Origin of the sequence: Pseudomonas sp. TWP3-1, assembly GCF_049896625.1 — a bacterium.
Taxonomy (GTDB): domain Bacteria; phylum Pseudomonadota; class Gammaproteobacteria; order Pseudomonadales; family Pseudomonadaceae; genus Aquipseudomonas.
The window spans coordinates 112,193-138,966 of the sequence record NZ_JAFCUQ010000012.1 but is presented as its reverse complement, the minus strand read 5'-3'; the positions used below and the strand labels follow the sequence as shown (position 1 = coordinate 138,966).

General features: G+C 59.9%; 19 protein-coding genes. 12 read left to right on the top strand and 7 right to left on the bottom strand.

From position 1 onward, the window contains the following. Positions 1-3: 3 nt before the first annotated feature. Both ACP7BN_RS17615 and ACP7BN_RS17610 read right to left on the bottom strand, forming a co-directional pair. The gene (locus tag ACP7BN_RS17615; protein WP_420649019.1) at positions 4-405 is read right to left on the bottom strand and encodes a MerR family transcriptional regulator; all 402 of its coding nucleotides are present in this window, start codon (positions 403-405) and stop codon (positions 4-6) included. 55 nt (positions 406-460) lie between these two features. After that, entirely contained in the window at positions 461-1,405 is a 945-nt protein-coding gene (locus tag ACP7BN_RS17610; RefSeq protein ID WP_420649018.1) for a LysR family transcriptional regulator, read from the bottom strand. A 167-nt stretch (positions 1,406-1,572) separates the two neighbouring features. Here ACP7BN_RS17610 and ACP7BN_RS17605 point away from each other — a divergent pair, with 167 nt between their 5' ends. Next, positions 1,573-2,802: an acyl-CoA dehydrogenase gene (locus ACP7BN_RS17605; protein ID WP_426205430.1), complete on the top strand. Its 1,230-nt coding sequence runs from the start codon at positions 1,573-1,575 to the stop codon at positions 2,800-2,802. A 152-nt stretch (positions 2,803-2,954) separates the two neighbouring features. On the opposite strand, the gene ACP7BN_RS17600 is transcribed toward ACP7BN_RS17605, so the two are convergent. Both ACP7BN_RS17600 and xthA read right to left on the bottom strand, forming a co-directional pair. Further along, positions 2,955-4,289 (bottom strand): substrate-binding domain-containing protein, encoded by a 1,335-nt coding sequence (locus ACP7BN_RS17600; RefSeq protein ID WP_426205429.1) that lies wholly within the window; start codon positions 4,287-4,289, stop codon positions 2,955-2,957. A gap of 80 nt (positions 4,290-4,369) precedes the next feature. Then, positions 4,370-5,182: an exodeoxyribonuclease III gene (gene xthA, locus ACP7BN_RS17595; RefSeq protein WP_426205428.1), complete on the bottom strand. Its 813-nt coding sequence runs from the start codon at positions 5,180-5,182 to the stop codon at positions 4,370-4,372. A gap of 300 nt (positions 5,183-5,482) precedes the next feature. Here xthA and ACP7BN_RS17590 point away from each other — a divergent pair, with 300 nt between their 5' ends. The 8 genes from ACP7BN_RS17590 to ACP7BN_RS17555 all read left to right on the top strand — a co-directional run bounded on the left by ACP7BN_RS17590 (position 5,483) and on the right by ACP7BN_RS17555 (position 18,144). Next, on the top strand, positions 5,483-6,133 hold the full coding sequence (locus tag ACP7BN_RS17590; protein ID WP_420649013.1) for a GNAT family N-acetyltransferase: 651 nt from the start codon (positions 5,483-5,485) through the stop codon (positions 6,131-6,133). Positions 6,134-6,199: 66 nt separating this feature from the next. Continuing rightward, positions 6,200-7,927: an autotransporter assembly complex protein TamA gene (locus ACP7BN_RS17585; RefSeq protein ID WP_426205427.1), complete on the top strand. Its 1,728-nt coding sequence runs from the start codon at positions 6,200-6,202 to the stop codon at positions 7,925-7,927. After that, positions 7,924-11,598 (top strand): translocation/assembly module TamB domain-containing protein, encoded by a 3,675-nt coding sequence (locus tag ACP7BN_RS17580; protein ID WP_426205426.1) that lies wholly within the window; start codon positions 7,924-7,926, stop codon positions 11,596-11,598. The genes ACP7BN_RS17585 and ACP7BN_RS17580 overlap by 4 nt, the downstream gene beginning before the upstream one ends. A gap of 114 nt (positions 11,599-11,712) precedes the next feature. Further along, positions 11,713-13,035 (top strand): hypothetical protein, encoded by a 1,323-nt coding sequence (locus tag ACP7BN_RS17575; protein ID WP_426205425.1) that lies wholly within the window; start codon positions 11,713-11,715, stop codon positions 13,033-13,035. Between the two features lie 245 nt (positions 13,036-13,280). Next, a complete protein-coding gene (locus ACP7BN_RS17570; protein ID WP_420649009.1) occupies positions 13,281-13,763 on the top strand; it encodes a MarR family winged helix-turn-helix transcriptional regulator in 483 nt (160 codons plus the stop codon). Next, on the top strand, positions 13,753-15,222 hold the full coding sequence (locus tag ACP7BN_RS17565; RefSeq protein ID WP_426205424.1) for an efflux transporter outer membrane subunit: 1,470 nt from the start codon (positions 13,753-13,755) through the stop codon (positions 15,220-15,222). The genes ACP7BN_RS17570 and ACP7BN_RS17565 overlap by 11 nt, the downstream gene beginning before the upstream one ends. A gap of 15 nt (positions 15,223-15,237) precedes the next feature. Then, on the top strand, positions 15,238-16,440 hold the full coding sequence (locus tag ACP7BN_RS17560) for an efflux RND transporter periplasmic adaptor subunit (protein WP_426205423.1): 1,203 nt from the start codon (positions 15,238-15,240) through the stop codon (positions 16,438-16,440). A 174-nt stretch (positions 16,441-16,614) separates the two neighbouring features. Beyond that, positions 16,615-18,144, top strand: coding sequence for a DHA2 family efflux MFS transporter permease subunit (locus tag ACP7BN_RS17555; RefSeq protein WP_420649006.1), 1,530 nt, complete (start codon positions 16,615-16,617; stop codon positions 18,142-18,144). Positions 18,145-18,352: 208 nt separating this feature from the next. Here the strand turns inward: ACP7BN_RS17555 and lpxH are convergent, their stop codons facing one another. Further along, positions 18,353-19,099, bottom strand: coding sequence for a UDP-2,3-diacylglucosamine diphosphatase (lpxH, locus tag ACP7BN_RS17550; protein WP_426205422.1), 747 nt, complete (start codon positions 19,097-19,099; stop codon positions 18,353-18,355). After that, a complete protein-coding gene (locus ACP7BN_RS17545) occupies positions 19,096-19,602 on the bottom strand; it encodes a peptidylprolyl isomerase (RefSeq protein ID WP_420649004.1) in 507 nt (168 codons plus the stop codon). The genes lpxH and ACP7BN_RS17545 overlap by 4 nt, the downstream gene beginning before the upstream one ends. A 249-nt stretch (positions 19,603-19,851) precedes the next feature. Between ACP7BN_RS17545 and ACP7BN_RS17540 the strand changes: the two genes are divergently transcribed. The 3 genes from ACP7BN_RS17540 (at position 19,852) to ACP7BN_RS17530 (ending at position 24,526) form a co-directional block, all read left to right on the top strand. Then, positions 19,852-21,552, top strand: a complete 1,701-nt coding sequence (locus ACP7BN_RS17540; protein WP_426205421.1) for a glutamine--tRNA ligase/YqeY domain fusion protein — start codon at positions 19,852-19,854, stop codon at positions 21,550-21,552. A gap of 20 nt (positions 21,553-21,572) precedes the next feature. Beyond that, positions 21,573-22,955, top strand: coding sequence for a cysteine--tRNA ligase (gene cysS / locus ACP7BN_RS17535; RefSeq protein WP_420649002.1), 1,383 nt, complete (start codon positions 21,573-21,575; stop codon positions 22,953-22,955). A gap of 365 nt (positions 22,956-23,320) precedes the next feature. Continuing rightward, positions 23,321-24,526 (top strand): MFS transporter, encoded by a 1,206-nt coding sequence (locus tag ACP7BN_RS17530; RefSeq protein ID WP_426205470.1) that lies wholly within the window; start codon positions 23,321-23,323, stop codon positions 24,524-24,526. Between the two features lie 115 nt (positions 24,527-24,641). Here the strand turns inward: ACP7BN_RS17530 and ACP7BN_RS17525 are convergent, their stop codons facing one another. Continuing rightward, complete coding sequence (locus tag ACP7BN_RS17525) at positions 24,642-26,546, bottom strand: sigma-54-dependent Fis family transcriptional regulator (RefSeq protein WP_426205420.1); 1,905 nt, start codon at positions 26,544-26,546, stop codon at positions 24,642-24,644. Positions 26,547-26,774 lie beyond the last annotated feature (228 nt).

Here is a 26,774-nt window from a genome sequence, read left to right as displayed (position 1 = left end):
AGGCTATTGCGCCACTTGCTGACTTTTCAGCGTCTGTTCCAACGCCTGCACGCAGCGCTCCTCTGCGGTATCGAGTTCGAGCTTCATCTGTTCGATGTCCAGCAACTGCTGCTCCAGCTGTTCACGGCGCTCGGTGATTTTCGCCAGCATGCTGTTGAGTTGTTTGGTGTTACCGCTGGACGGATCGTACAGCTCGATCAGTTCACGGCATTCAGCCAGGGAGAAGCCGATGCGCTTGCCGCGCAGAATCAGTTTCAGGCTGACCTTGTCGCGCGGCGAATAAATGCGTTCCTGGCCGCGCCGCTCAGGGCTGAGCAGGCCTTGCTCTTCATAAAAGCGGATCGCCCGGGTGGTGATGTCCAGCTCGCGGGCGAGGTCGGAAATGCTGTAGGTCTGGCTGCTCATGAAAGCGCTCGAAGAAAGGTCTTGGCGCTAAGCTAATGGCTGCTTTACGTTTACGTCAAGTCGCGGGCGCCTGCAGCTTGTCGAGCTTCTTCTCGTGCGCTGTCACTTGTTGGCACAACTCGATCATCTGTTCGCGCATCCAGCGGTTGGCCGGGTCCTGATCGGTGCTTTCGTGCCAGTACAAATGGGTTTCCACTGGCGGCACATCATTCACCGGCAGATTGAACGCATGCAGTTCATGACGACGGGCGAAACGTTCCGGCACGGTCATGACCATATCGGTCTGCTGCAACACCTGCGAAGCCATCAAATAATGCTGCGAGCGCAGGGCAATCTTGCGCTGGATGCCCATTTTGCCCAGCGCCAGATCAACATGACCGAGGCCACTGCGGCGGCTGGAAATGTGGATATGCGTCAGCGACAGATAATCATCGAGCGTGAATTTTTCCTTGCCCGCCAGCGGATGGCCCTTGCGCATGGCGCAGACGTAACGGTCTTCCATCAGCTTGACGTGGCGTACTTGCGGGTCGGTGTTGAGCGGCGCATCCACGGCAAAGTCGAGACGCCCGGCGGCCAGTTCCTTGGTGGTTTCCCGGCGTTTCGACAGAAAGCTCTCGATGATCACCGTCGGCGCCAGACGCCGCAGACGCTGGAACAGCGGCGGCAGAATCACCGCTTCCGTCAGGTCGGTCATGCTGATGCGATAAGTCTTGGCCGCTTGCGACGGGTTGAAAATCCGGCTTTCCTGCACCGACACCCGCAGCAACGACAGCGCGTTACGCACCGGACCGATGATGTTCTGCGCCATTGGCGTCGGCACCATGCCCTGAGCGGTGCGCACGAACAGTGGATCGTTGAAGGTTTCGCGTAACCGCGCCAAGGCGTTCGACACCGCCGGCTGAGTGATACCGACAATCTGCCCGGCGCGGGTCAGGTTGGCTTCGGTATAGATCGCGTCAAAGACGATGAAGAGGTTGAGGTCGACCTTGCTCAGATTCATGACGCGTTTCTCTTGTTATGGGGGATGGCCAGGGCGGCTGACATCAGTGAAACATATATCGGTGATGAATGTTAATACACGCCGAGAATAGGCTAGGTAAATTATCAACGCTGTTCTAGCATCGATTGCATGACCTAAACAACCTCTCCAGAAGAAGGTAGCTGCTCATGGATTTCGCGTATTCGCCCAAGGTTCAGGAACTGCGTGAGCGCGTAACCGCGTTCATGGACACTTACGTTTATCCGGCCGAAGCCGTGTTCGAACGCCAGGTTGCTGAAGGCGACCGCTGGCAGCCGACCGCGATCATGGAAGAACTCAAAGCCAAGGCCAAAGCCGAAGGCCTGTGGAATCTGTTTCTGCCGGAATCGGAGCTGGGAGCCGGTCTGACTAACCTCGAATACGCGCCGCTGGCGGAAATCATGGGCCGCTCGTTGCTCGGCCCGGAGCCGTTCAACTGCTCGGCGCCGGACACCGGCAATATGGAAGTGCTGGTGCGTTACGCCAATGAAGAACAGAAACAGCGCTGGCTCGAACCGCTGCTGCGCGGCGAGATCCGCTCGGCATTCGCCATGACTGAACCGGATGTTGCCTCCTCCGATGCCACCAATATGGCCGCCCGCGCCGTGCGTGATGGCGATTCGTGGGTGATCAACGGCAAGAAGTGGTGGACCTCCGGCGCCTGCGATCCGCGCTGCAAAATCATGATCTTCATGGGCCTCAGCGATCCCGACGCGCCACGCCATGCTCAGCACTCAATGATTCTGGTCCCAGTCGACACACCCGGCGTGAAAATTGTGCGCCCGCTGCCAGTCTTCGGCTACGACGACGCACCGCACGGCCACGCCGAAGTGCTGTTCGACAACGTGCGCGTGCCGTACGAAAACGTGCTGCTCGGTGAAGGACGCGGCTTCGAAATTGCCCAGGGTCGCCTTGGCCCTGGCCGGATTCACCACTGCATGCGCTCGGTCGGCATGGCCGAACGTGCATTGGAGTTGATGTGCAAACGCTCGGTAAGCCGTACTGCTTTCGGCAAACCGCTGGCGCGTCTGGGCGGCAACGTCGACAAGATCGCTGACTCGCGGATGGAGATCGACATGGCGCGTCTGCTGACATTGAAGGCCGCGTACATGATGGACACCGTCGGCAACAAAGTAGCGAAAAGCGAAATCGCGCAGATCAAGGTTGTCGCGCCGAATGTCGCATTGCGCGTAATCGACCGCGCGATCCAGATACATGGCGGGGCAGGGGTGTCGAACGATTTCCCGCTGGCCTATATGTACGCCATGCAACGCACGTTGCGCTTGGCTGACGGCCCGGACGAAGTGCACCGCGCGGCGATCGGTAAGTTCGAGATCGGCAAGTATGTGCCGAAGGAAATGCTGCGTAGCGGTCGTTAAGACCGAGTCGTCTGCATCGTCGGAACGCCGCCCGGGGCAAGCCCGCTCCCACAGGGATCTCCAGTGAACGCATATTTGTGAACACCAGAGAAACCTGTGGGAGCTGGCTTGCCAGCGATGGCGTCAGTGCCCACAACACATCAACACCAGATTCAGTAAACCCAAACCTCAACCCGCCGATTCTTGATCCGCCCCTCATCAGCGCTATTCGCCGCCACCGGCATCAACGCGCCAAATCCGCGCACTTCACGCAGCACCACACCGTCCTTGACCAACTCGCGGCGTACCGCCATCGCGCGCAACTTCGACAGCAAATCTGCGCGCGCCGGGTCATCCTTGGCATCACCAAATCCCACCAGCGTCACCGCGCGGTCGGTCTTGTCATGGCGCTGTATATAGTCGAACACCCGCGCCAGATCCTGGCGTGCCTTGTTGTCGAGGCTGGCGCTGCCTTCTTCAAAACGGAAATTGACTGTCAGACGCTGGGCGTGACGGCTGAGGGATTGGTAACCCTCGGGCATCAGCGCATTCGGCGTGACGGCGATGGCTTGCACGGTCTGCGCGATAAAGCCGTTGTTCGCGACAATCACTTGGCCTTGCGGGCTTTGCGCAAACTCCACCAACGCCTTGGCCCAAGGGTTTTTGCTGTCCGGCGGCAGATAGAAGAACAACCGTCGCGACAGCGGATAATCTTCGGTAGCGATCAAGCTGTTCAGCGGCAGCATTGCCTGGGATTGCCCGTCGACAATCGCTACAGCTTTGGCCTGACGCACATAAGGCAGGCCGATAAAGCCGATGCCCTGCGGATCAGCACTCACCGCGTCGGACAATTGCTCGCTCGATTCAAACCTTTTCGCTGCGCTGTTCAGCGTTTTCCCACGACGACTGAGGACCAGTTCCTTGAACGTGTCGTAGGTGCCGGATTGATCATCCCGCGCATATAAATGAATCGTCCCACCCTTGCCGCCGACTTCTTCCCACGTCTTGGCCTCGCCACTGAAGATCCGCGCCAGTTGCTCAGTGTTCAATTGCTGCAATGGATTGGCGGGGTGCAGGATGATCGCCAGGCCATCGATGGCGATGACTTGTTCGGCGCTGGGGCTTTTCAGATCGCCAAGGGATTGCAGGCTTAGCAGCTCGCTGTCCTTGATCGGACGTGATGAAGCGGCGAGGTCGGCGGTAGCGGATTTGAGTGCGCTGAAACCGGTGCTGGAACCGTGCGCGGCGAGTTCGACCACCACGCGTTTACCTTGGGCGGTCTGGCCGACGATGCGCTGTTCGTTGGCGCTGTCCGGGGCTTCGCGGTGGATTTTCAGCAAGCCCTGTTCTTGCAGAAGGCCCTCGACCAGCGCCGGGCCGAGCGCCGCGCCGATGGTGTTCGAGCCCTGGATGCGCAAAACCGCGCCGTTCTCGGGAATGGGCAGAGTGGCGGCCGTCACCGACAGCCACGCACTCATCAGAAAAACGCACAAAATGCGCAGGGTCATGCCGGCACCGATTGAAGACAAGGGGATTGCCGGGGAGATTAAGTCAGGCGCATGACCAAAAGATGACAGGTCTTTTGCTTTTAGCTCAACTCAAGCCAGATCGGCGCATGATCCGACGGCTTCTCCATTGCGCGCAGTTCGTAGTCGACACCGGCAGCTTTGACCCGTGGCAGCAAGCCGTGTGAGGTCAGAATCACATCAATGCGCAGCCCACGCTTCGGCTCATCCTCAAAGCCACGGCTGCGGTAATCGAACCAGCTGAAGGTGTCCGTCACATCCGGGTTCAGATGGCGGAAGCTGTCGGTCAGCCCCCAATTCTTCAGACGCGCCATCCACTCGCGTTCTTCCGGGAGGAAGCTGCATTTGCCGGTTTTCAGCCAGCGCTTCATGTTGTCCGGGCCGATGCCGATGTCGCAGTCTTCCGGCGAAATGTTCACATCGCCCATCACCACCACCGGTTGTTCGTTGCTGAACTGGCTTTCCAGCAGCGTTTGCAAGTCGCTGTAGAAGCGCTGCTTGGCCGGGAATTTGGTCGGGTGGTCGCGGCTTTCGCCCTGTGGGAAATAGCCGTTCATGATGGTTACCGGTACGCCGTTGGCATCGGCGAAGGTGCCCCAGATGAAGCGGCGCTGGGCGTCTTCTTCATCGCTGGCGAAACCTTTGTGCAGGGCAATCGGCTCTTTACGCGAGAGCATCGCGACGCCGTAGTGACCCTTTTGACCGTGGTAATAAACGTGGTAGCCCAACGCCCTGACTTCTTCCAGCGGGAACTGATCGTCGTGGACTTTGGTTTCCTGCAGACCGATGACATCCGGCTGATGCTTGTCGATCAGCGCCGCCAACTGATGCGGGCGGGCGCGCAGTCCGTTGATGTTGAAGGAGACAATCTTCATGGTCGGCAGTCCTGGCAAAAGGGCGATGCTAGCTGACATGACCGGCGTCGGCCAGTCTGGAATGGATATGCTGACTGCTCTGGCCCTATCGCTGGCATGCCAGCTCCCACAGTGTTTGATGGTGTACATAATTTTGTGCTCGCCGAAAATCCCTGTGGGAGCTGGCTTGCCAGCGATGAGGCCCGAGCAGTCGATGAAGATCTGTGGTTGGGCTATACCTGTGGGGAACTGCACCGTAGCCAAAAGGTTCGTACCAACAAGAGCGCAGTCATTTGAGCCGCGCCGGGGAGAATCATCGTCATGCCCGAAACTTCGACCGCCATCGCCGATATCCACATGCTCGACCGTGGTTACTCGCGAGAAGCCCGTTCCTTGCTCTACCAGGCTTACCGGCACGAGCCGACCTTCGCCTATCTGTTCGAGGCCGAGCGTCCCGGTTACGAGCAACGCGTGCGCGCGACCGTACGCGAATTGGTCAAACAACACTTTCTGCAGGATCTGCCGGCCATCGGCCTGCTGGTCAACGACCGCCTGATCGGCATCGCCCTGATCGCGCCGCCCCAACGCCGTCTGGGCGTCACCGAAAGTTGGGCCTGGCGCCTGCGCATGGTGCTCAGCACCGGTTTCCGCTGCACCCGGCGCTATCTGGAATATCACGCCGCAGTTGAGGCCTGCGTGCCGACTGATTCGGTGCACATGCTGCCGCTGCTCGGCGTGCATCCGCAATTTCAGGGCAAGCACTTCGGTGAGCAATTGTTGCAAGCGGTGCACAACTGGTGCGCGGTCGACGAATCCTCCCAAGGCGTGGTGCTCGACACCGGCAATCCGCGTTACCTGGAGTTCTACAAACGCCAGGGCTACGAGGAAGTCGGCGAAGTCGCAGTCGGCCCGGTGCGTGAACACGTGTTTTTTCACGCCAATCCGCAGGTGTTACAAACAGCAACAGCATAACCATCGAACTTCTTGGGAAATTTCCTGTTCTATCACGCTCCCACCCTCGTGATAGCATCCGCGCCTATGAAGTTTCCAGGAAGATTTACCAGCGGCGTGCTGATGCTGTTATCCAGCTGCGCGGCGCTGGCGCAAAGTGAATTGGATGTGCGGATCAAACCGTCCAACGATGAACTGAAAGCCAATATAGAAGGCTATATCGGCAGCCTCGGCGATCGCGACGAAGAAGCCTTGCAGCGCTTCAGTCGTGGTGCCGAGGAGCAGGCGCGCAAAGCTGCTCAGGCTTTGGGCTATTACCAGCCGCAGATCGACAGCGATGTGAAGGGCGGCAAGTCGCCACGGCTGGTGCTGAATATCGATCCCGGCGAGCCGATCCGTCTGCGCAATGTGACCATCCGCATCGACGGCCCGGCCGCCTCGCTGAAATCCTTTCGCACACCGAAAAGTGACCTGCTGAAAACCGGTGCGGCGCTTAATCATGGACGGTACGAGGACGCAAAACGCCTGATCCAGAATCAGGCGTCGCGCTTCGGTTTCTTCAGCGGGCATTTCACCAGCCAGAAACTGCTGGTCGATCCGCGCGCTGGCGTCGCCGATATCGAGCTGATCTACGACAGCGGCCCGCGCTATTCGCTGGGCAAGGTCAGTTTCGAGGGCGACACGCCGTTCGACGAAGACCTGCTGCAACGCATGGTGCCGTTCAAGGCCGGCGAGCCGTACGATTCGGAACTGATCGCCGAACTCAATCAGGCGCTGCAATCGAGCGGTTATTTCGAAGGCGTGCGCGTGGACGCTGCGCCGACCGCCGCCAAGGACGATGTGATTCCGGTTGCGGTCAAACTCGACACGCGCAAACCGCGCACCATGGGACTGGGCCTCGGATTTTCTACCGACGTCGGGCCTCGGGCCAAAGCCAACTGGACCCGGCACTGGGTCAATCCGCAGGGCCACAGTTACGGTTGGGAGACCGAGATTTCGGCGCCACGGCAGAACGTCGGCCTGTTCTACGACATCCCGCTCGACCCGCCGCTGACCGACAAACTGCGGTTTGCCGGCGGCTACCAGAACGAAGAACTCGCGGGCACCGACACCCTGAGCAAACTGCTGACCCTCGGCCCGGAATGGCACAGCAAATTGCCCAGCGGCTGGCAGCGCGTGGTGTCGCTGAAGTGGCAACGCGAAGAATACAAACTCGGTGACGATTCGGGTCTGAGCAATCTGTTGATGCCCGGCGTCAGCTATTCGTACCTGAAAAGCGACAACCGCATCGACCCGCACAACGGCTATCGCCTGACCTTCGAAAGCAAAGTCGCCAAGGAGGGACTGGGCTCGGACACCAACCTGCTCTATGGCACGGCGCTGGTCAAAGGCTTGACTACGGTGTTCGACAAGCACCGCTTGCTCGGCCGCGTGCAGGTTGGCGGCAGCGCCACCAACGGTTACAAATCGGTGCCGCCGTCGCTGCGTTTCTTCGCTGGTGGCGATCAGAGCGTGCGCGGTTACGACTATCAAAGTCTGTCCCCGGAAAACTCCGACGGCGACCGCATCGGCGGGCGCTACATGATCGCCGGCAGCGTCGAGTATCAATATTCTGTCGCGGAAAAATGGCGGGTGGCGACCTTCGTCGACCAGGGCAACTCTTTCAACAAACTCGAATTGCCGGACCTCAAGACCGGGGTCGGTATCGGTGTGCGCTGGGTCTCGCCGGTCGGGCCGATCCGCCTCGATCTGGCCCATGCGCTGGATGACGATGGCGGCATCCGGCTGCACTTTTCCATGGGGCCTGAGCTGTGAAGCGTGGTTTGAAAATTACCGGGCTGGTGCTGCTGGCGCTGGTGTTGCTGATTGTATTAATAGCCGCAAGCGTGCTTGGCACCCAGGCCGGCAGTCGCTGGGCGCTGGGTTTTGTGCCGGGGCTGAACGTAGAGAATTTCAACGGTCGCCTCGGCGGGCAATGGAGCGCCGATCACCTGATCTGGGAGCAGGACACCAGCCGGGTCGAGCTGAGCAAAGCGATCTTCGCCTGGTCGCCGCTGTGTTTGACCCGCATGACGTTGTGCATCGATCAACTGAAAGCCGATCAGGTCACCCTGCAATTTCCGCCGAGTGCCGAAACCACCGATAGTGGCCCGATTAAACTGCCTGATCTGCAATTGCCGCTGGGCATTGAACTGGGTGACGTGCAAATCGGCAGCCTGTTATTCAACGGCAGTGAACAACTCAAAGGTCTGCAACTGGCGGCGCACTGGACGGCGCAGGGATTGCAGATCGACAGCGTCAAATTGCAGCGCGACGAGCTCAGCCTGAACCTCTCGGGGTTGCTGCAACCGACCGGCAACTGGCCGCTGAATATCGAAGGCCAGTTGACCCTGCCATCGCCCGCGCCCGAGCCGTGGACGCTGGCGCTGAAGATCGACGGCGACCTGCTGAAAACCCTCAACCTGCACGCTGACAGTCGCGGTTATCTCAACGGCCAGTTGAGCGGCGAACTGCAGCCGCTTGTGGAAAATCTCCCGGCAAAAGTGCGCATCACCAGCGATGCGTTCAAGCCGAGCGCCGATCTGCCGGACACCCTGCAACTCAATCAACTGCTGCTGACCGCCGAAGGCAATCTGAAAAGCGGTTACCAACTGCTCGGCAACGCCACGCTGCCGGCCGAAAAAGGCCCGGTGGCGTTGCTGCTCAAAGGCAAGGTCGACGCCAACGGCGCGCAAATCGCCGGCCTTGATCTGAATGCCAACGACAAGCAAAGCCTCAAGCTCACCGGCAATGTCGACTGGAGCAAAGGCCTCACGGCACAGGCCAATATCAATTGGCAGGATTTCCCGTGGCATCGCCTGTATCCAGTAATCGACGAGCCGCAAGTCGCGTTGCGCACGTTCAACGGCGAAGTCTCCTACACCGACGGTCAATACCTCGGTAACTTCGCCGCCGCGCTGGATGGCCCGGCCGGTGCGTTCAGTTTGAGCAGTCCGTTCAGCGGCAATCTCAAGCAGATCTTCCTGCCGCAATTCAAGCTCGAAGCAGGGCAGGGCAAGGCTGAAGGGCATGTGAATGTGCAGTTCGCCGACGGCATCGCCTGGGACACCGCGCTGCAACTCTCGGCACTCAACCCGGCGTACTGGCTGGCGGAACTGCCGGGCACGCTCGCCGGGCCGCTGAGCAGCACAGGCGAAATGAAGAACGAGCGCCTGAGCCTCAACGCCGACCTTGATCTCAAAGGCAAACTGCGCGGGCAACCGGCGGTGCTGCAAGCCAAGGCTGACGGTGCTGGCGAGCAGTGGAATCTCAACGCGCTGCAAATCCGTCTCGGCGACAACAGCATCAACGGCAAGGGCAGCCTGCAGCAAAAACTCACCGGGCAGATCGACATCAAACTGCCGCGTCTGGCCCAGCTCTGGCCTGAGTTGCGTGGGCAGATCAACGGCCGCGTCGATGTCGCTGGCACGCTAAAAGCGCCGCAAGGCAAACTCGGTCTGCAAGGTTCGCAACTGGCATTCCAGGACAATCGCCTGCAAAGCCTCAACCTCGACGCGACCCTCGACAGTGCGCAACGCGCGAAGATCGATCTCAAGGGCAGCGGCATTCAGGCCGGCGACACAGCGCTGGGCACCCTGACCGCCAGCGCGCAGGGCGATATCAAAAGCCAGAAACTCAACCTCGACCTGCTCGGGCCGAAGTTGAAACTGGCGCTGGGCCTGGACGGCAATCTGGACAAAGGCAACTGGCGCGGACGGCTGGCCAGCGGCGATATTCAGGCCGGCGGTCAGGACTGGAAACTGCAAAACCCGGCCAGGCTCGAACGGCTGGCCGACGGCAAGATCAACTTCGGCGCGCATTGCTGGTTGTCCAACGGCGCCAGTTTGTGCGGCGAAGATCAGCGCTTGATGCCCGAGCCGAAGCTGCGTTATCACCTCAAGCAATTCCCGATTGAAAGCCTGGCGCAATGGCTGCCGAAGGATTTCGCCTGGCAGGGTAAACTCAACGCCGACCTGCAACTGGACTTGCCGGCCAGCGGCCCTAACGGCCAGGTCAGCATCGACGCCAGCGGCGGCACTTTGCGCATGCGCGATAAAGATCAGTGGCTGGATTTCCCGTATCAGACGCTGAAACTCACCAGCAAACTCACCCCGAAACGCATCGACACCGACCTGAATTTTGTCGGCGGCAAGCTCGGCGAGTTGATGGTGCAGGCGCAGATCAATCCGCTGCCGAACAACAAACCGGTCAGCGGTTCGTTCCGCCTCAGCGGGCTGGACTTGTCAGTGGCGCGGCCGTTTGTGCCGATGGTCGAGAAACTCACCGGACGCCTGAACGGCAGCGGCACGATTTCCGGCGGCTTGCTTGCGCCACAGGTCAACGGCATGGTGCAACTGAGTGACGGTGAAGTCTCTGGCCCGGAACTGCCGCTGGAGCTGCAGGCGCTACAACTGCAAGCAGTGATCGCCGGCGAGACCGTGCAGGTCAACGGCGGCTGGAAAAGCGGCAAGAGCGGGCAGGGCAGCCTCAACGGCAACATCGCCTGGGGTCAGGCGCTGGTGGTCGATCTGGCGCTCAAGGGCACGCAACTGCCAGTCACCGTCGAGCCGTACGCCAAGCTCGAAGTAGCGCCGGATCTGAAAATCTCCATGGCTGGCGACGAACTGAAAATCGCCGGCAAGGTGCTGGTGCCGAAAGGCGAAATCACCGTGCGCGAGCTGCCGCCATCTACCGTGAAGGTCTCGGATGACACGATCATCGTCGGCCAACAGACCGAGCAGGGCAAACCGCCGCTGGCGATGAAAATGGACATCGACGTGGTGGTCGGTCAGGACAAACTGAGCTTCGCCGGTTTCGGCCTGACCGCCAATCTGCAAGGCCAGGTGCACATCGGCGACAACATGGACACCCGCGGCGAGCTTTGGCTCAACGACGGACGCTACCGCGCTTACGGCCAGCGTCTGACCGTGCGCCGTGCGCGCCTGTTGTTTGCCGGGCCGCTGGATCAGCCGTATCTGGACATTGAAGCGATTCGCCAGACGGACGACGTGATTGCCGGCATTCGCCTCAGTGGCAGCGCCGAGCAGCCGACCACGCAGATCTTTTCCGAACCGGCGATGAGTCAAGAGCAAGCCCTTTCTTATCTGGTACTGGGTCGTCCGCTGAGCACCACCGGCGAGGACAACAACATGCTCGCGCAAGCGGCGTTGGGTCTGGGATTGATGGGCAGTTCTGGTGTGACTAGCGGCCTGGCGAAAGACCTCGGGATTCAGGATTTCCAGCTCGATACTCAGGGCAGTGGCGACACCACCAGCGTGGTAGCCAGCGGTAACCTCACCGAGAAACTCAGCTTGCGTTATGGCGTCGGCGTGTTCGAACCGGCCAGCACCATTGCCTTGCGCTACAAGCTGAGCAAGAAGGTTTACGTCGAGGTTGCCAGTGGTGTGGCCAGTTCGCTGGATATCTTCTACAAGCGGGATTTCTAGAGCGCGCTCCCATAACCGGATCGCCGTCGCGATCCGGTTTTCGCAGGATGTATTAGACTCATCGCAGCGTGAAAGCCGCGCCGCTTGCCGGTGCCCGGAGCTTACGGGGAGCCTATGATCCGCTTGAGTATGGTCTTGCTCGGCAACGACTTTGTCCGCAAACGCTGGTCAGCGCTGGCCCTGACCGGCATCGTCTGGGGCGCGGCCGGTGTGGCGATCTTCATCGATGCGCTGGACGGCGTGCTGTACTTTCCGCTGCATGTATTCGGCTACCTGTTGCTGCTTGAAGCGCTGATCATTCTGCTGGTGCCGGCTCCGCGAACCGGCACGGCTGCGGCATTGCGCAAGGGGCGAGGTCTGGTGTTCCTGGTGCTGGGGCTGCTGATCGTCGACCGGCAACACGCCGCCGGGCTGATTCTGGCGCTGCTGTTTGGCGGGGCGTTCCTGATCGATGGCGGGTTTCGTCTGGCGGCTGCGATGGTGGTACGGTTTGTCGGTTGGCCAGTGTCATTGCTGACCGGGTTGTTCGAAATCGGCTTTGGCCTGTTCATCCTTGAACCGTATCCGACGCTGTACAAGGGCACGGTGCCGTTCTGCATTGGCATGAGCATTTTCCTTTCGGGCTGCGCGTTGTTTCGCCAGGCGTGGCGCTTCAAAAACTGGCAGTCGTTCGTCACGCCTTCCGCGGTCAGTGCGCCAGCCTGCAGCGATGCGCTGGTGATCCATGTCTGGACCCCCAGCGGCACGGTTGACGACACTCTGGTGCGCAATCGGCTGCTCAATCGCTACATCGCCGCGGTTGATATCAATGGCGTGATTTCCGCCGGCCATGCGGCACTGGAATGTGGGCCGGACATTTATATCAGCCACTACCCGCAGGATGACATTGATCGCTCGGCGGGAGATTTTGTGCGGCTGTTGCGGGCGACGCCGAACAACGATGTGCCGGGCAGGTTTTTGCCTGACTACGCCAGCGAGGTCGGGGACTGGTGTCCGTCATCGGTGCAGGTCAGTTTTGCCCACTACGACGCCCGGCGACTGAATGCGTTTTGGGCGAATTATCGGCAGAACAGCACTTACAACCTGACCAGCCGTAACTGTTCCAGCGCGGTTGCGCATAGCCTTGAAGCGGCGCTGGAAGGCGCGATGAATCGCGGTCATTCGAGCATGCTCGATTTCGCCCGGATCATCATCAGCCCGGAATTCTGGGTCGCGGCGCAAGTGCGCAAGCGCGCAGAGGCCATGGCGTGGACGCCGGGGCTGGTGCTGGATTACGCGCGGGCGCTGCACGCCGCCATCGAACCGGCACCGCCGGGCTGGCACGGCATTTTCGCGGGAGCCAAGCGCGCTTGCGGTTATGTGGCAACGGCGTTGCGTGGCCGCGACGTGCATCCCGTGCAACCGCCATCCGTGGACAATCCCTCCGACAAATCCTGATCCGAGTCGCTGCAATCGCTGGCAAGCCAGCTCCCACAAGGGTGTGTGTCGTACGCAAAATTCACGTACGCCACAAAAACCTGTGGGAGCTGGCTTGCCAGCGATGGCGTCCTCTTATGCACCACAAAACCCCAGCCCATTAGCCAGCTAATTACCAAGCCTGCTAACTATTACGTTGACATTCGCTGCCTAGGCAGTAACATCCCGACATACATTCACTGCCTAGGCAGTTATCAGGTGCGCACATGAAGCATTTCACCCCAGACGAATTCAAGCATTGCCATCTCGGCCTGCTGCTCGGTCGTGCGGCGTTGCTCAAAGACCGGATCATCGACACCCACATGGAACCCCACGGCATCACCGCCGCGCAGTTCAAGGTGTTGATCATCATGGCCCAGTTCGGCGTCGACACCCCGGCCGAGCTGTGCCGGCACCTGTCGCTGGACAGCGGTTCGATGACGCGCATGCTCGATCGTCTGGAGCAGAAGGGCTTTCTGGTGCGCCAGCGCAGCGAAGGCGATCGCCGTCAGGTGCAACTCAAACTGACTGAACTAGGCCAGCAACTGGCCGATCGCCTGCCACACATCGGCGCCGACGCCATGAATGAACTGGCCGGCGCCATCTCCCGGGAAGAATTGAAAACCCTGGAGTACCTCCTCAAGAAAATTCTGCTGGCAGCCGGTGACCCGATCACTATCCAGCGCTTAGGTGAACACAATGAGCGGTAAAACCTTGCGCAGCAGCCTGACACTGCTGCTGTCGGCGATGATCCTCGCCGGTTGCGCCAATTACAGCGGCCTCGATACCAGCAACAGCAACCTCGATGCGAAGACCCTGAAAACCGGGCAATCGCTCAGCGGCGTAACCCTGTCGCCGGCCGCCTGGCCGAAAAGCGATTGGTGGACCAGCCTCGGCGATCCGCAGCTCGACGGTCTGATCCGCGAAGCCCTGCGCGACAGCCCGGACATGCAGATCGCCAGCGCTCGCGCGCATCAGGCCAACGCCGCCGCGTATGCCGCCGATGCCGCGCGCTATCCGACCCTCGATGCCAGCGCCGGGATTACCCGCTCGCGTCTGGCCAAGGATCAGGACCCGCGCGGGCAAGGCGATGCTTACGCCACCGTGCGTAATATCAGCGCGGGTTTCAATTACAACTTCGACCTGTGGGGCGGCCAGCGTGATGCGTGGGAAGCCGCGCTCGGTGAAGCGCGTGCCGCTGAAATCGACCGTCAGGCTGCGCAGTTGACGCTCGCCGCCGACGTCGCCCGAGCCTACAGCGATCTCGGCCAGGCGCACATCGTGTATGACCTGGCCAACGACGATCTCAAGCGCACCAAACAAATGCTCGATTTGAGTCAGCGTCGCCTCAGTTCGGGGATCGACAGCAACTACCAGTTCCAGCAGACGCAAAGCCTCGAAGCCAGCTCCGAAGCCAGCCTGATCGATGCGGAAAAACGCCTGAACAGCGCCAAGATCGCCTTGGCCGTGCTGCTCGGCAAAGGCCCGGATCGCGGCAATGAAATCGCCCGGCCGAATATCCTCCGGGCCAGCGCCGTGGCGTTGCCGTCGGTATTGCCGGCAGAGCTGCTCGGTCGCCGTCCGGATCTGGTCGCTGCGCGCTGGCGAGTTGAAGCCGCGAGCAAGGACATTGCTTCGGCCAAAACCCAGTTCTATCCGAACTTGAACCTGTCGGCTGCGGCTGGCGCGGAATCGCTGTTAGGTGACGCAATGTTCGGTTCGGCAAGTCGCTTCTTCAACATCGCGCCGACCATTTCGGTGCCGATCTTCGACGGCGGACGCCTGCGCGCCAACCTCGATGCGCGTGACGCCGATTACGATCTGGCGGTGGCGCAATACAACAAAAACCTGGTGAAAGCCCTCGGCGATGTCAGCGACACGATTAACCAGTTGCGTGACATCGGCCGGCAGATCGGCGCTCAGCAACACGCGACCGAGATCGCCCAGGATTCTTACAACACCGTGGTCCAGCGCTACGGTTCCGGCATCGGCAACTATCTCGACGTACTGAGCATCGAGCAGCAACTCCTTCAGGCCCAGCGCCAACTGGCCACCCTGAATGCCGAGCAGATCGATCTGTCGATTCAACTGATGCAAGCGCTGGGCGGCGGCTTCCAGGGTGAAACCCTGACCGCAGCCAACGCCACCCCAGCCACGCCGCACAACTAATTCAAGGTATCTGTCATGGCCACTGCCGAAAACACTCAAGCTCAAGACAACACCCCCGACACCGGCAACCCGCGCAAACGCAAAGTGATGCTGCTGACGCTGGCCGTTGTGGTGCTGCTCGCCATTGCCGGCGTGTGGGCGTATCACGAATTTATCGGGCGCTGGAACGAAAGCACCGATGATGCCTACGTCAACGGTAACGTGGTCGAGATCACGCCGCTGGTGACGGGCACCGTGGTGAGCATCGGTGCCGATGATGGCGATCTGGTGCATGAAGGCCAGGTGCTGATCAACTTCGACCCGAATGACGCTGAAGTCGGTCTGCAAAGTGCTCAGGCCAATCTGGCCCGCACCGTGCGTCAGGTGCGCGGCTTGTACAGCAACGTGGATGGCATGAAAGCCCAGGTCAACGCGCAACAGGCTGAAGTGCAGAAAGCCCAGGACAACTTCAACCGCCGGAAAAATCTGGCGGCTGGCGGGGCGATTTCCCAGGAAGAACTGTCCCATGCTCGCGACGATCTGACCTCGGCGCAAAATGCGCTGGCCAACGCCAGACAACAACTGAAAACCACCAGCGCGCTGGTCGATGACACCGTGGTTTCGTCGCACCCGGACGTGATGTCCGCCGCCGCGCAGCTGCGTCAGGCCTACCTGACCAATGCGCGCAGCACGCTGATTGCGCCGGTCACCGGTTACGTTGCCAAACGCACCGTGCAACTGGGTCAGCGGGTACAGCCGGGCACCGCGCTGATGGCGGTGATTCCGCTGGATCAACTGTGGATCGACGCCAACTTCAAGGAAACCCAGCTGCGTGACATGCGCATCGGTCAGCCAGTGGACATCGAATCGGACATCTACGGCAGCGACGTGAAATTCACCGGCACCATCGACAGCCTCGGCGCCGGTACGGGTAGCGCGTTCGCTCTATTGCCTGCGCAGAACGCCACCGGTAACTGGATCAAGATCGTGCAGCGTGTGCCAGTGCGGATTCACGTTAACGCCGAAGAACTGGCCAAACATCCGCTGCGCGTCGGTTTGTCGACCACGGTCGAGGTCAACCTGCATGACCAGAGCGGCCCGGTACTGGCGCAACAGCCGCCGCAAAAGGCGTCGTTCAGCACCAACGTCTACGACCGACAACTGGCCGAGGCCGACGCGATGATCGCCCAATTGATCCACGACAACAGCGCAGCGGCCAGCAAAACCGCGCAACGCTGATACCACCTCCTGTGAGTGAGAACTTCTGTGGCGAGGGGATTTATCCCCGTTGGGTCGCGAAGCGGCCCCGCTTTTGATCCAGAAAAGAGGGCCTGCTGCGCAGTCCAACGGGGATAAATCCCCTCGCCACAAAAGTCCGTTCCGTAGCGCCAAACCGGTTCCAAAGGATTCGCGATGAGCAATAACGCTTCTTTCACGCCGCCCAGCCTGTTGCTCAGCACCATCGGCCTGTCGCTGGCGACGTTCATGCAAGTGCTCGACACCACCATCGCCAACGTGGCGCTGCCGACTATTTCCGGCAACCTCGGGGTGAGTTCGGAGCAGGGCACCTGGGTCATTACTTCGTTTGCCGTGAGCAACGCGATTGCCCTGCCGCTGACCGGTTGGCTCAGCCGCCGCTTCGGCGAAGTGAAGCTGTTTCTATGGGCCACCGTCTTGTTTGTACTGGCCTCGTTCCTTTGCGGTATCTCGACTTCGATGCCGGAACTGATCGGCTTCCGCGTGCTGCAAGGTCTGGTCGCCGGGCCGTTATACCCGATGACGCAAACCCTGTTGATCGCGGTGTATCCGCCCGCCAGGCGCGGCATGGCCCTGGCGTTACTGGCAATGGTCACGGTGGTCGCGCCGATTGCCGGGCCGATTCTCGGTGGCTGGATCACCGACAGTTACAGCTGGCCGTGGATCTTCTTTATTAACGTGCCGATCGGCATTTTCGCGGTGATGGTGGTGCGGTCGCAGTTGGCCAAGCGCCCGGTGGTGACCAGTCATCAGCCGATGGATTACGTCGGTCTGATCACGCTGATCATTGGCGTTGGCGCGTTGCAGGTGATCCTCGACAAGGGCAATGACCTCGACTGGTTCGAATCAAACTTCATCATCATTGGCGCGGCAATTTCGGTGGTGGCGCTGGCGGTGTTCGTGATCTGGGAAATGACTGACCAGCATCCAGTGGTCAATCTGCGGCTGTTCGCCCACCGCAACTTCCGCATCGGCACGATTGTGTTGGTGTTGGGTTACGCCGGGTTCTTCGGTATCAACCTGATCCTGCCGCAGTGGCTGCAAACCCAAATGGGTTACACCGCGACCTGGGCCGGCCTGGCCGTGGCGCCCATCGGCATTTTGCCGGTGCTGCTGTCGCCGTTTGTCGGCAAGTACGCGCACAAATTCGACCTGCGCCTGCTGGCCGGGCTGGCGTTCCTGGCGATTGGCCTGAGCTGCTTCATGCGCGCCGGGTTTACCAACGAGGTGGACTTCCAGCACATCGCGCTGGTGCAACTGTTCATGGGCATCGGTGTGGCGCTGTTCTTCATGCCAACCCTGAGCATCCTGATGTCGGACTTGCCGCCAAGCCAGATCGCCGACGGTGCCGGGCTTGCGACTTTTCTGCGTACGTTGGGCGGTAGCTTTGCGGCGTCGTTGACTACCTGGATCTGGATTCGTCGGGCCGATCAGCACCATGCGTACATGAGCGAAAGCATCAGTACCTATGAGCCGGCCACGCGTGAGACTTTGAATTCATTGGGTGGGGCAGGGCAGTCGGCTTACGCGCAGATGGATCATATTCTGACGAGTCAGGCGTATATGTTGTCGACTGTGGATTACTTCACGTTGTTGGGGTGGGGGTTTATGGGGTTGATACTGATTGTGTGGCTGGCGAAGCCGCCGTTTGCCGCTAAAGCAGGGCCGGCTGCCAGCGGTCACTAAGATCAAAAGCCAAAATCAAAAGCCCCTCACCCTAACCCTCTCCCGGAGGGAGAGGGGACTGACCGAGTTGGATGTTCGAGCTACATCGACCTGAAATATCCAGTCGAACTCAAATCTTGAAAAGCACAGAGATCGGCTCCCTTTCCCCCTCGCCCCCTTGGGGGCGGTCCGACGTTTCGGGAGGGCTGGGGTGAGGGGGTAACAATCTTCAGTCGTGCGACAACCCCAACGGAGGCGCAAAATCAAAAGGCGCCAAAGCAAACCCACCTTCATCCACCTGCAAAGCCCAGCCCTGCCGATCCCAATCCCCCAACACAATCCGCTTCGCCGCCTGATCACCAAGCTGCAGCTTGTGGATCGCCGGCCGATGGGTGTGCCCATGAATCAGCGTCTTCACCCCGAATTCCTGCATGATCCGCGGCACTTCCTCCGGCGTGACATCGACAATGTCATTGGCCTTCATCCGTGTCTGCGCTCGGCTTTCGCTGCGCAGTTTGCGCGCGAGTTTGTGCCGGGTGCGCAATGGCAGGTTACGCAAAATGAACAGGCTGAGCGGGTTGCGCAGGTAACGACGCAACTTCATATAAGCCACGTCGCGGGTGCACAGGCTGTCGCCGTGCATCAGCAGCACTGGCTCGCCGTAGAACTGCACGACACTCGGGTCCTTCAATAATGTGCAGCCGGCCTCTTTGCAGAAAGCCTTGCCGAGCATGAAGTCGCGATTGCCGTGCATCAGAAATATCGCCGTGCCGCTGTCGCTGAGTTCGCGCAGGGCCTGGCAGATGGAACGCTGAAAGGGCGTCATGGCGTCGTCGCCAATCCACGCTTCGAAAAAGTCGCCAAGAATGTACAACGCACTCGCCGAGCGGGCGCGTCCGGCGAGCAAATCCAGAAACGCCCGGGTAATGTCCGGGCGCTCCTCTTCCAGATGCAAGTCTGAAATCAGCAGTATCACGCTTCGATGATCTCGGCTTTCTCGATGATCACGTCGTCTGCTGGTACGTCCTGATGGCCTGCCTTGGACGTGGTGGAAACGCCTTCGATCTTGTCGACAACGTCGGTGCCGGCAACCACTTTACCGAATACCGCGTAACCCCAACCCTGAGCGGTCTTGGCGGTGTGGTTGAGGAAACTGTTGTCGGTGGCGTTGATGAAGAACTGCGCCGATGCCGAATGCGGGTCCATGGTGCGAGCCATGGCCAGGGTGTACTTCTCGTTCTTCAGACCGTTGTCAGCTTCGTTCTGAATGCTTGGGCTCTTGTCTTTCTTTTCCTTCATGCCAGGCTCGAAACCGCCGCCCTGGATCATGAAACCCTTGATCACACGGTGGAACACGACGTTCTCGTAGTGACCCTTTTTAACGTATTCGATGAAGTTGGCCACGGTGATCGGGGCTTTTTCGTCGTTCAGTTCGATGACGATGTCACCGAAGTTAGTGGTCAATTTAACTTGAGTCATGATCGCTACTCTTTATAAGGAATTCGTGGGTATTGGGACCTACAGGCCCTTTACCGGTTCAGCCCGCAAGGGCCAAGGTGCGCAGTTTAGCGTGACAGGCGCGAATTTCGAGGCTGTTTTTCAAATCCCGGCGATTAAATGCATACCTTTTAGGCCCTGCTCTGTCAGGTGCTTGACAGCATCGGCTATGATAGCGGCTTTGTTTTGTCAGGCCTGTGTCCCGGCCGCGCACGTACGTTCAAGGATCCTATGAGCAAGCCCACTGTCGACCCTACCTCGAATTCCAAGACCGGCCCTGTCACGCCGGTCAATTTCCTGCGCCCGATCATCCAGGCGGACCTGGACTCGGGTAAGCACACGCAGATCGTCACCCGTTTCCCGCCTGAGCCCAACGGCTACCTGCACATCGGTCACGCCAAGTCGATCTGCGTGAACTTCGGCCTGGCCCAGGAGTTCGGCGGCGTCACCCACCTGCGTTTCGACGACACCAACCCGGCCAAAGAAGACCAGGAATACATCGACGCGATCGAAAGCGACGTCAAATGGCTGGGCTTTGAGTGGTCCGGCGAAGTGCGCTACGCCTCGCAGTATTTCGACCAGTTGCACGACTGGGCGGTCGAGCTGATCAAGGCCGGCAAAGCCTACGTCGACGATCTGACCCCGGAGCAAGCCAAGGAATACCGTGGCAGCCTGACCGAGCCGGGCAAGAACAGCCCGTTCCGCGACCGTTCGGTCGAAGAGAACCTCGACTGGTTCGCCCGCATGCGTGCTGGTGAGTTCCCGGACGGCGCCCGTGTGCTGCGCGCGAAGATCGACATGGCTTCGCCGAACATGAACCTGCGCGATCCGATCATGTACCGCATCCGCCACGCGCATCACCATCAGACCGGTGACAAGTGGTGCATCTACCCGAACTACGACTTCACCCACGGTCAGTCGGACGCCATCGAAGGCATCACGCACTCGATCTGCACCCTGGAATTCGAAAGCCATCGTCCGCTGTACGAATGGTTCCTCGATGCGCTGCCAGTGCCGGCCCACCCGCGTCAGTACGAATTCAGCCGTCTGAACCTGAACTACACGATCACCAGCAAGCGCAAGCTCAAGCAGTTGGTTGACGAGAAACACGTGTTTGGCTGGGATGACCCGCGCATGTCGACGCTGTCGGGTTTCCGTCGTCGCGGCTACACCCCGGCGTCGATCCGTAACTTCTGCGACATGGTCGGCACCAACCGTTCCGACGGCGTGGTCGATTTCGGCATGCTCGAGTTCAGCATCCGTCAGGACCTGGACCAGAACGCGCCGCGTGCCATGTGCGTGCTGCGTCCGTTGAAGGTAGTGATCACCAACTACCCGGAAGACCAGGTCGAGAACCTCGAACTGCCGCGTCATCCGCAGAAAGAAGAGCTCGGCGTGCGCGCTCTGCCGTTCGCCCGTGAAATCTACATCGACCGTGATGACTTCATGGAAGAGCCGCCAAAAGGCTACAAGCGCCTCGAGCCAAATGGCGAAGTGCGTCTGCGTGGCAGCTACGTGATCCGTGCCGACGAAGCGATCAAGGACGCCGACGGCAACATCGTCGAGCTGCGTTGCTCGTACGACCCGGAAACCCTCGGCAAGAATCCTGAAGGCCGCAAGGTCAAAGGCGTGGTGCACTGGGTGCCGGCCGCTGCCAGCGTCGAGTGCGAAGTGCGTCTGTACGATCGTCTGTTCCGTTCTCCGAACCCGGAGAAGGCTGAAGACAGCGCGAGTTTCCTCGACAACATCAACCCTGATTCACTGCAAGTACTCACCGGTTGTCGTGCCGAGCCTTCGTTGGGCAACGCACAGCCGGAAGACCGTTTCCAGTTCGAGCGCGAAGGTTACTTCGTCGCGGATATCAAGGACTCGAAACCGGGCGCACCGGTATTCAACCGTACCGTGACCCTGCGCGATTCGTGGGGCCAGTGATTCAGTCTTAAGGAATGAACGTGCTTTCGATCTACAACACGCTCACCAAGAGCAAAGAAGTTTTCAAGCCGCTGGATGGCAACAAGGTGCGCATGTACGTCTGCGGGATGACCGTGTACGACTACTGCCACCTCGGCCACGGCCGCAGCATGGTCGCGTTCGACCTGGTGACCCGCTGGTTGCGGTTCAGCGGTTACGACCTGACCTACGTGCGCAACATCACCGACATCGACGACAAGATCATCAATCGCGCCAACGAGAACGGTGAATCGTTCGAAGCGTTGACCGAGCGCATGATCGCCGCGATGCACGAAGATGAAGCGCGCCTGAACATCCAGAAGCCGGACATGGAGCCGCGTGCCACCGATCACATTCCGGGTATGCACGCGATGATCCAGACCCTGATCGACAAGGGTTACGCCTACGCCCCGGGCAATGGCGACGTGTACTACCGCGTCGGCAAGTTCATGGGTTACGGCAAGCTCTCGCGCAAGAAGATCGAAGACCTGCGCATCGGTGCGCGGATCGAGGTCGACGAAGCCAAGGAAGATCCGCTGGACTTCGTGCTGTGGAAGGGCGTCAAGCCGGGCGAGCCAAGCTGGGAATCGCCGTGGGGCGCCGGGCGTCCGGGCTGGCACATCGAGTGCTCGGTGATGTCCACCTGCTGCCTGGGTGAGACGTTCGATATTCATGGCGGCGGCAGCGATCTTGAGTTCCCGCACCACGAAAACGAAATCGCCCAGAGCGAAGCGGCCACTGGCAAGACCTACGCCAACGCATGGATGCATTGCGGCATGATTCGCATCAATGGCGAGAAGATGTCCAAGTCCTTGAACAACTTCTTCACCATCCGCGACGTGCTCGACAAGTACCACCCGGAAGTCGTGCGTTACCTGCTGGTGTCGAGCCACTACCGCAGCGCGATCAACTACTCGGAAGACAACCTCAAGGACGCCAAAGGCGCACTCGAGCGTTTCTACCACGCGTTGAAAGGCCTGCCGAACGTCGCTCCTGCCGGCGGCGAAGCGTTCGTCGAGCGTTTCACCAACGTGATGAACGACGACTTCGGCACACCCGAAGCCTGCGCCGTGCTGTTCGAGATGGTGCGCGAGATCAACCGTCTGCGTGAGAGCGATCTGAACGCGGCGGCCGGTCTGGCGGCACGTCTGAAAGAACTGGCCAGCGTGCTCGGTGTGTTGCAGCTTGAGGCTGATGACTTCTTGCAGGCCGGCGCTGAAGGGCGGGTTGATGCCGCTGAAGTTGACGCGCTGATTGCTGCGCGCCTGGCCGCACGTGCCGGCAAAGACTGGGCCGAATCCGACCGCATCCGCGACCAGCTCACCGCCATGGGCGTTGTGCTGGAAGACGGGAAGGGCGGGACGACTTGGCGTCTGGCTGACTGATTGTTGTAATTGCAGAAGACAAAACCCGCCGTGTGCGGGTTTTTGTTTTTCTGCTGGTTGGGGGATTTGTGCTGTTCTGAGATTACGCCCTCACCCTAACCCTCTCCCCCAGGAGAGGGGACTGATTGGGGATGCTTCAGAAATACATCGACCTGAAACTGATGTGCTGAATCCATAATCAACTCGGTCATTCAGGTCGATGTATAGCGCCAGACACCTCGGTCGGCTCCCTCTCCCTCCGGGCGGTCCGACGTTTCGGGAGGGCTGGGGTGAGGGGGTTGCTTTCGGTGTCCGCATACGTCTTGATGTCGGCCACGCGTTCAGCCGGATGCTGAACAGCGACGATCATGAAAGGGAAAAAAATCATGGCCAATCACTATCGCGAACTTCTGGCAACCCCCGGCGCCACCGGGCTGGTGCTCGCGAGCGCCATCGCCCGTCTGCCTCAGGCAATGATCGGCATCGGCATCATCACCATGCTGGTGCAGCAGACCGGTGTGTATTGGCTGGCCGGCGCAGTCGCCGGTGTGTTCACCCTTGCCAATGCACTGCTCGGCCCATACATCTCGAAACTGGTGGATCAACGCGGCCAGAGTCGCGTGCTGCCCGTCGTGACGGCGTTCAGCATTGGCATGTTGCTGGCGCTGATCCTCGCCGTGTACCTCAAGGCGCCCACCGTACTGCTGTTTATTCTGGCGGCACTGGCAGGAACGATGCCGAGCATGCCGTCGATGATCAGAGCGCGTTGGTCGCAGCTGTTCCGTGGCAAGCCACTGTTGCACACGGCGTTCTCTCTGGACACCGTGCTGACTGAACTGGCCTACATCATCGGCCCACCGCTGGCGATTGGCTTGAGCGTGAGCTTCTTTGCCGAAGCCGGGCCGCTGGTAGCGGTTGTGTTGCTGGCGGTCGGGGTGACCGCGTTTCTGATGCAGCGCCGGACCGAACCGAAAGTGGTGGTGGGCAATCGCGGCAGCAAAGGCTCCACGCTGCTTATTCCCGGCGTGCGCACCATCGTTCTCGCGCTGCTGGCGATGGGGGTGATTGGTGGGGCGATCGACGTGGCGGTTGTGGCGTTCGCCAATGCACAGGGCTGGCCCGAATCCGCCACGTTCATCCTTGCGTCCTACGCGCTCGGTTCGTTGGTCGCAGGTCTCACGTTTGGTGCGTTGAGGATTTCCTTGCCGATAGAAAAGCAGTTCTTCATCGGGATATTGGTTACCGCCGTCACAGGCGTATTGCCGATTTTCTCAACGGACGTTTATGTCCTGTCGCTGATGCTGTTTATTGCCGGAATGTCGTTTGCGCCGACCATGGTCGTGGTAATGAATCTGGGCACGATCATTCTTCCGCCGTCGCGGATCACCGAAGGCCTGACGTGGATGACCACCGGCATCAGCATTGGCGTGGCGCTGGGAGGCATGCTTTCGGGGCCGGTGATCGATGCTTATGGGGCACGTGCGGGGTTTGGCGTGGCGATTGGTGCAGGGGGGATGATGATGGTGGTTGTGCTGGTTGGGTTGCGTACATTGGGTGCGGTCTCAACTACGAGGGTTGAGGCGGTCCATTAATAATTGGCAGTATTCGGAATTTCCCCTCACCCTAGCCCTCTCCCCCTGGAGAGGGGACTGATTGGGGGATGCTCACGAAATCTGGGGACCTGAAAGTCTTGCTCTGAATCCATAATCAACTGGTTTTTTCAGGTCGATGTAAAACGCCAGACACCTCGGTCGGCTCCCTCTCCTGGGGGAGAGGGCTGGGGTGAGGGTGGCGCAATCGCTTGTAAAGAGTATTGCGGCTAACCCCCAACCGCCGCGCCAGATGGGAAATATTCCCCCCGGCCAACTGCAATTCCCGATTCAACGCTTCGACATCATTCAGATCCACCGCCAGTGGCGGTGGCACTTCAACCGGCTCCATCTCCAGATCCACAAAAAAATCATCCGGCAAATGCTCCGGCCGCACCGGTTGTTCCTCGGCCATGGCCAGTGCCACCTGCATCACACTGCTCACCTGACGCAAATTCCCCGGCCACGGATGCCGCTCGAACAAGTCCAGCACCTCGCGGCTCAGCCCCGCCCACTGCGACGGCTCGCGATGTTGTTCCCACAGCCGTTTAAATAACGCCTGTTTATCCGAGCGCTCTCTTAGCGGCGGCAGTTCGAGGGTCAAGCCGCCAATTCGGTAATACAAATCCTCGCGAAACCGACCCAACTGCACCTGTTCACGCAAAGAGCGATTGGTCGCAGAAATAATCCGCAAATCGACCGCGAATACCTCGCTGCTGCCCACCGGCTGCACGCAACGTTCCTGCAACACCCGCAGCAGCCGCGCCTGCGTCGGCAACGGCATATCGCCAATCTCGTCGAGAAACAGCGTGCCTTTGTCAGCCTTGCGAATCAGCCCGATGCTGCCTTTCTGATTGGCCCCGGTAAACGCACCTTTCTCATAACCAAACAACTCGGACTCGACCAATTCGGCGGGGATCGCCGCACAGTTCACCGCGATAAACGCCTGTTTGCTGCGCGAGCTGGCCTGATGCAGGGCTTTGACGAACACTTCCTTGCCGACCCCGGTTTCGCCGTGGATCAGCAGCGGAATATCTTTTTCCAGCAAACGCTCAGCCTGACGCACGGCTTTTTCCACGCGACTGTCACCGAAATGCAAGGTATTGAGGCTGATGACGTTAGAAGCGGGGACTTTGTGTTCAACAAACAGTCGCGGTTGAATCGGCACCTGTTTAGGGCGCTTCAACATGCACTGGAAACGGTTGCGGCCAGACGTCTGCAAGGCGAACGGCAAACCTTCAGGCTGATTGAGCAATTCCAGCAACGACACCTTGAACAGGCTCTCGACACTGACCCGCGACAGCCGCACGCCCAGCAGGTTATCGGCTCGGCGGTTGGCCGAAAGCACTTGGCCGCTCTCATCGAAGATCAACAAGCCGGCCCACTGGCTGTCGAGGTTGTTCAAACCGGTGTTGAAAGTCAGTTGAAAGTGCTGGCCGTGGAACAGGTTGAGGATCAGCCGGTTTTCCACGGTCTGGCTCATCATCTTGACCATGCCGAGGGTGTGCGAGGGCGGCAGGTAGCTGTCGCTGGACACATCCAGCACCGCAATAACCTTGCGTTCGGCATCGAAGATCGGCGCGGCGGAACCGGTCATGAAGCGGTTGGCTTTGAGGAAGTGTTCATCGTGTTCGATATGCACCGCCTGCTCGCAGGCCAGCGCGGTGCCGATCGCGTTTGTGCCGCTCGCGCGTTCGATCCAACTGGCGCCAGCCTGAAACCCGCGCGCCAGGCTCGGTTCGATAAAGCGTTGCGTGCCCCACGACGTCAGCACCTGGCCCTGATTGTCGGCGAGCATGATCAGGCAGTTGGAATTGCTCAGAATGTTTTCGTAGTAGGGCAGCACTTCCTGGTGGGTGGTCTGCACCAGTGAGTGATGGCTTTCGAGCAGCTGCGCGATGCCAGCGGCGGGCAGTTGATCGAACGACGGCGTGCTTTGATGATCGAGACCGAACGCGCGGCAACGTGACCAGGAATCCTGGACGATGGCGTCGTGGGATAACGCGGAAGCGGGTGCGACCATGGCAGTCAGCCTCTGAAGGGCATTTTTATTATTGTTATTGCACAGCGCCTGCGGGGCGCGGCAGTGCATAGAGTGTTGTTCACTATTGTTCATTGTCAATCGCTGAACTGTTCAAATGTGTTCAGCAATGAAGGTGGTTTAACCGCCGTTTCGGCGATTTTCACGACAAATCAACAGCTTGCCTTTTCTGGCACGAATGTCGCTCTAGTGCACAGGTCGCTTGACTCC